The sequence below is a fragment of the Devosia sp. genome, from assembly GCF_034675085.1.
Lineage (GTDB): Bacteria > Pseudomonadota > Alphaproteobacteria > Rhizobiales > Devosiaceae > Devosia.
Map to the genome: position 1 here is coordinate 1 of NZ_JAUCDN010000217.1, position 5,656 is coordinate 5,656.

At 66.3% G+C, this 5,656-nt stretch carries 7 protein-coding genes; 5 read left to right on the forward strand and 2 right to left on the reverse strand.

Translation table 11 applies throughout. The features are described 5' to 3' along the window. Positions 1–118: 118 nt before the first annotated feature. Together VDP82_RS13000 and VDP82_RS13005 are read right to left on the reverse strand one after the other, a co-directional pair. Positions 119–691: a UbiX family flavin prenyltransferase gene (locus VDP82_RS13000; protein WP_323015272.1), complete on the reverse strand. Its 573-nt coding sequence runs from the start codon at positions 689–691 to the stop codon at positions 119–121. Then, complete coding sequence (locus tag VDP82_RS13005; protein WP_323015273.1) at positions 688–2,208, reverse strand: UbiD family decarboxylase; 1,521 nt, start codon at positions 2,206–2,208, stop codon at positions 688–690. Before VDP82_RS13005 ends, VDP82_RS13000 begins: the two co-directional genes overlap by 4 nt. Before the next feature lie 111 nt (positions 2,209–2,319). Between VDP82_RS13005 and ubiT the strand changes: the two genes are divergently transcribed. The 5 genes from ubiT to VDP82_RS13030 are packed head-to-tail and all read left to right on the forward strand — an operon-like array spanning position 2,320 to position 5,457. Then, positions 2,320–2,814 carry a ubiquinone anaerobic biosynthesis accessory factor UbiT gene (gene ubiT / locus VDP82_RS13010; RefSeq protein WP_323015274.1) on the forward strand — a complete coding sequence of 165 codons (495 nt, stop codon included), beginning with the start codon at positions 2,320–2,322 and terminating at the stop codon, positions 2,812–2,814. 2 nt (positions 2,815–2,816) lie between these two features. Further along, a complete protein-coding gene (gene ubiU / locus VDP82_RS13015) occupies positions 2,817–3,794 on the forward strand; it encodes a ubiquinone anaerobic biosynthesis protein UbiU (RefSeq protein ID WP_323015275.1) in 978 nt (325 codons plus the stop codon). A gap of 3 nt (positions 3,795–3,797) precedes the next feature. After that, complete coding sequence (ubiV, locus tag VDP82_RS13020; RefSeq protein ID WP_323015276.1) at positions 3,798–4,703, forward strand: ubiquinone anaerobic biosynthesis protein UbiV; 906 nt, start codon at positions 3,798–3,800, stop codon at positions 4,701–4,703. After that, a complete protein-coding gene (locus tag VDP82_RS13025; protein ID WP_323015277.1) occupies positions 4,700–5,062 on the forward strand; it encodes a hypothetical protein in 363 nt (120 codons plus the stop codon). Before ubiV ends, VDP82_RS13025 begins: the two co-directional genes overlap by 4 nt. After that, entirely contained in the window at positions 5,059–5,457 is a 399-nt protein-coding gene (locus tag VDP82_RS13030; RefSeq protein WP_323015278.1) for a YbaN family protein, read from the forward strand. Before VDP82_RS13025 ends, VDP82_RS13030 begins: the two co-directional genes overlap by 4 nt. The last annotated feature ends 199 nt before the right edge of the window (positions 5,458–5,656 follow it).

Below are 5,656 nucleotides of genomic sequence, written 5' to 3' on the forward strand. Positions count from 1 at the left end.
GCCATCGGCATCGGCGTCATGGGCGGGATGATCGCGGCGACCGTGCTCGGCGTCTTCTTCGTGCCGCTGCTCTTCGTGGTCATTGCCGGCGGCCTGCGGGCCCCGGCGAAATAGCGGCCTACGGCGCGCCTTCCCATGCCTTTGCAAGAGGCGCGTGGGGAAGTGCGAGGAGGTCTATCGCGCGGGCGGCGAGATGGTCGACGATCTCGGCGACCGATTGCGGGCGGTGGTAGAAGGCCGGCACGGGCGGCATGACGATGGCGCCCATTTCTGTGACCGCGCACATGTTGCGCAGGTGCCCGAGATGGAGCGGCGTTTCGCGGGCAAGCAGCACGAGCCGGCGGCGCTCCTTGAGCTGCACATCGGCCGCGCGCGCAAGCAGTGTGTCGGTGCGGCCGGTGGCGATGGCCGAAAGCGTTTGCATGGAACAGGGGGCGACGATCATGCCGTGGACCGGAAAGGAGCCGCTGGCGATGGATGCACCGATGTCCCCGTTCGGATGGCGGCGGTGGACGAGCGCTTCGAGGCGTTCCAGCGTGCCGGGATCGCATTCAAGCGCGAGCGTGCGCCGTGCCGCATCCGAGACGACGAGATGGATTTCGACGTCGGCCAGCGCCGCAAGCCGCTCGACGATGCGTATACCGAGCGCCGCGCCCGAGGCGCCGGATATGCCGACGGCGACGCGGATCATGGCGCGGCCTCTTCGAGGCCGAGGCAGGCCCACAGGTCGTCGACGCGGGCGGTGATTTCCGGCGTCATGGCGAGCACGCGGCCCCATTCGCGCTCCGTCTCGGTGCCGATCTTGATGGTGGCGTCGAGGCCGAGCTTACCGCCGAGCCCGGATTTCGGCGAGGCGAAGTCGAGATAGTCGATCGGCGTGTTCTCCACGACCATCAGGTCGCGGCTCGCGTCGAAGCGGGTGGAGAGCGCCCAGATCACGTCCGGCCAGCTTTTCACGTCGATGTCGCCGTCCACGGCGATGATCAGCTTGGTGTAGCTGAACTGCGGCAGCATGGACCACAGGCCCATCATCACCCGCCGCGCCTGCCCCGGATAGCGCTTGTCGATGGCCACCACCATGGCGCGATAGGAACAGGCTTCGGGCGGCAGCCAGATATCGGTGATCTCGGGAAATTGCCGCTTGGCCAGCGGCGCGAAAAGCGGCGTCATCGCCTCGCCCAGCCGCGAGGGCTCATCCGGCGGCCGGCCGGTATAGGTGGAAAGATAGATCGGCTCGCGCCGCGCGGTGATGGCCGAGAGCGTCATCACCGGAAAGCTCTCCACCGAATTATAATAGCCGGTATGGTCGCCATAGGGCCCTTCCGGCGCGGTTTCCGTAGCCGAAACGCTGCCCTCCAGCACGATCTCGCTATCGGCCGGCATCGGCAGGTCGACGCTCAGCCCATGCGCCAAACGGCTGGCCTGCCGCCGCAGCACGCCGGCAAAGGAGAGCTCGCTCATGCCATCGGGCAGCGGCATGACGGCAGAAAGAATGCTGGCCGGATCGGCGCCGATGGCGACGGCCACCGGCATGTCGCGGCCCTGCCGCTGCCAGAGCCGGTGGTGGCGCGCCCCACCTCGGCTGGGCAGCCAGCGCAGAATCGCCCGGTCGCGCCCCAAAACCTGCATGCGGTAAATCCCGACATTGATATCCTGCGGATCGTCGGGCGCGCGCGTGATGACCAGCGGCCAGGTGATGAGCGGGGCCGGCTCGCCGGGCCAGCACCACTGGATGGGCAATCGCCCCAGATCGATCTCCTCGCCCTGCCACACCTGCTGCTGGCAGGCTGGATTGCGCACGAAACGGCTGCGCAAAGACAGCGCCGCCTTGAGCATGTCGCGCCGCGCCCAGGCTGCGCGCAAATCGCGCGGCGGCTGGGGAAAGCGCAATTCGGCCATGGCCTCGCCCAGCGCCGGCAAATCGGCATCATCGAGCCCCATGGCCAGCGCGATGCGCTCCACCGTACCAAAGAGATTGACCAGAACCGGCATGGCGCCCGTGCTGCCATCGTCCAGAACCGGATGTTCAATCAGCAGCGCGGGGCCCTGAGCATGCAGGGTGCGGCGATGGATTTCGGTCAATTCATACCGGATGCTGACCGGCGCGGCGATGCGCAGGAGCAGCCCCCTTTCCTCCAGAAGCTCGAGAAATGCCCGCAAATCGCCGGCTATGGGGTGCTTCTGAAGAGGCAGGAGGGGCTGTGACATGGCGGTCCACCCTTAGCCCGGATCAATGACGTTCTTCCTTGCGCTGGATCAAAGCAGCGCCGTTCCGACCCCCGTAATCTGGGCCTCAGCACAGTTCACAGGACGAGACGGATGCTGCTGCCGCGCCCCTTATCGATGAGCCTCAACCGCGTGCCCCTGCCAGTGGTGCAGCAGGTGGTGCAGGCCGTTTTCGCGCGGGCGCTGGCCCAGCATCCCGGCCTTTTCGACCGGCTTGGCGAGCACGCCGACAAGCTTTTCCGCTTCACCCCGGCCGATCTCGATCTGAGCTTCGTCGTCCACCCCGCCGCCCGCACCATCCAGGTCTATCGCAAGGCCAAGGCGCCGCCAGCCGCAGCCTCGATTTCCGGGCCGCTGCTCACGCTGCTGGCGCTGCTCGAGGGGCGGATCGATGGCGATGCGGTGTTCTTTTCCCGCAGCCTGGGCGTTTCCGGCGACATGGAGGCCATGCTGGCCCTGCGCAACGGGCTGGACGATTGCGGCTTCGATCTGCCCACCGATCTTTCCGGCATGGTCGGGCCGCTGGCCGGTCCCTTCCGCCAACTGGCCGAAAAGCTGCGCGAGCGGGCATTGGCGGGATTGGTATAGAAATGGAACTCATCTGCCCCGCCGGAACCCCAGCCGCCTATCGTGAAGCCGTCGAGGCCGGTGCCGACGCGGTCTATTGCGGGTTCCGCGACGAAACCAATGCGCGCAACTTCCCCGGCCTCAATTTCAGCCGCGAGGAAATGCGCGAGGCCGTCGCCCATGGCCGCGCCCGCAATGTGCACACCTATGTGGCGCTCAACACCTTCATGCGCGCGGGGGCCGAAGACCTCTGGTATCGCGCTGCCGACGACGCCGTGGCCGCCGGCGCCCATGCACTGATCCTGGCCGACATGGCGCTGATGGACTATGTCGCCACCATCTATCCCGACCAGCGCCTGCATGTTTCGGTACAGGCATCGGCCGCCAATGCCGACGCGGTCAATTTCATGGTCGAGAGCTTCGGCGCCAAACGGCTGGTGCTGCCGCGCGTCCTGACCGTGGCCGAAATCGCCGCCCTCGCCCGCCAGGTCGATTGCGAGCTGGAAGTCTTTGCCTTTGGCGGGCTGTGCGTCATGGCCGAGGGGCGCTGCTCGCTCTCCTCCTATGTCACCGGCCAGTCGCCCAACATGCAGGGCGTCTGCTCGCCCGCGAGCCATGTGCGCTATCGCGAGGATGACGGCGACATGGTGTCCGAGCTGGCCGGCTTCACCATCAACCGCTTCGGCGAGGGCGAGGCGGCGGGCTATCCCACACTGTGCAAGGGGCGCTTCCACATCGCCGAGTCCGCCGCCTACGCCTTCGAGGATCCGGTGAGCTTGGATGTCATGGACCAGCTCGACGCGCTGCGCGCCGCCGGCGTCACCGCCCTCAAGATCGAAGGCCGCCAACGCGGCAAGGCCTATGTGGCCGAAGTCGTTTCGCGCCTGCGCCACGCCCTTTCGGCTCCGCCCGAAGAGCGGCAGGCCCATCTCGCCCAATTGCGCCGGCTGAGCGAAGGCCAGCGCACCACCGCCGGCGCCTATGAGAAGAAGTGGCGCTGACCCATGGCTGATCCAAAATCGCTCAAGATCACCATGGGTCCGGTTCCCTATCTCTGGGACGGCGAAAAATGGCGCGATTTCTATTACCGCATCGCTGAGTCGGGGCATGTCGATGCGGTAACGCTGGGTGAAGTGGTCTGCTCCAAGCGTGACCATTTCACCCGGCCCTTCCTCGACGCGGTGGTGCAGCGGCTGACCGATGCCGGCAAATCGGTGGCGCTGGCCAGCCTGGCGCTGGTGACCCAGGAGCGCGAAGCCAAGGCTACCCGCCAGCTTGCCGCTTCCGAAGCGCTGGTCGAGGCCAACGATCTGTCCGCGCTGCGGCTGCTCTCGGGGCGGCCGCATCTGGTGGGCCCATTCGTCAATGTCTATAACGGCGCCACCGCCCGCCTTTTGGCGAAACGCGGCGCCACGCGCATCTGCCTGGGCCCCGAGCTGCCCGCCGCATCGATCGCCGCCATCATCGCCGGCGCGCCGGAAATCGAATACGAGATCTTCGCCTTTGGCCGCCTGCCGCTGGCCATTTCCGCCCGCTGCGCTCATGCCCGGGCCAAGGGCCACAGCAAGGACAATTGTCAGTTCGTCTGCGGCGAGGAGCCGGACGGGCTTGATGTCGACACGCTCGATGGCCAGCCTTTCCTCACCGTCAACGGCGTGCAGACCATGTCGCGCCATTGCCAGGTGCTGCTGGCCGACCTGCCCGAACTGGCGGGCATGGGAGTGACCCATCTGCGCCTTTCCCCGCAGGTTTGCGACATGGTCGCGGTTGCCCAGATTTATGCCGAAACCCGCGATGGCCTTTTGGAGCCGGGCGAGGCGGTCGAGCGCCTGCAAGGCGTCTACGCCGGTGCTCCCTATGCCAATGGGTTCCTGCACGGCCGGGCCGGCATGGAATGGATCGCGGCATGAACATGCCTCAGCGCCATCCCAGGCCCGGTGGTTCCGATGCCTTCGTCAACCGCATTCGCGGCATCATCGGCACGGTGGCGCTCGATTGCGACTGCCGCCAGCGCGTCAACGACGCCTTGCAGCGCTTCATCGAAATGGAGCAGCAGCGCGAGACGCGCCGGCACCTGCTCTCCTCGCGCCAGCACCGCGCCGCCATCGCCGCACTGGTGGATCTGCTTGCCGAGCTCGAGGAGATCAGTTGGCGCGAGGCGGACCGCAGCGTCTTCGCCGAGCTGGCGCATCTTTTCGAGGATATCGCCGAGCACGCATTACGCGGCGCCGAGGATCTGCGGCTGATGGAAAAGGACTTTCCCGCATGAGCACGGCCAAGCGCCACCTTCTCACCCTGGCGGGCTTCGTGCTGCTGGCGCTGGGCCTGATCGGCATCGTGCTCCCGCTCCTGCCGACCACGCCCTTCCTGCTGGCTGCAGCCGCCTGCTTTTCCCGCTCGGTCCCCCGCCTCGAAGCCTGGCTGCTCGACCATCCCCGGTTCGGCCCGCCCTTGCGCGACTGGCGCCGGTCGGGGGCCATTTCCACCCGAGCCAAGATCGTGGCCGTGATCGCCATGGCGGCAAGCTACGGTTTCTTCCTGATGACGGCGGATGTGGCTCTGACCCTGCGCCTGCTGGTCGCCGCCATTCTGGCGGCTTGCGCGATTTTCGTGCTCAGCCGTCCAAGCCCACAACAGCATCAGCGCCTGCATTCAGTGCATTAATTCTGCATTATGTGACGAATAATATTCGCTTTCATTGAATTATAATTGCTCTAAGCTGATTTTACCGCGGGCGCCGGAAAGTGTGGCCCAGACGGGAAGCGAGCATGGCAACCTTAATCGTATTGGCTCTGGTCATCACGCTGTGCTGGAAGGCACGCGAAGTCGCCGACGCCCTCGATATGCGGCGCTGGAGCGATTT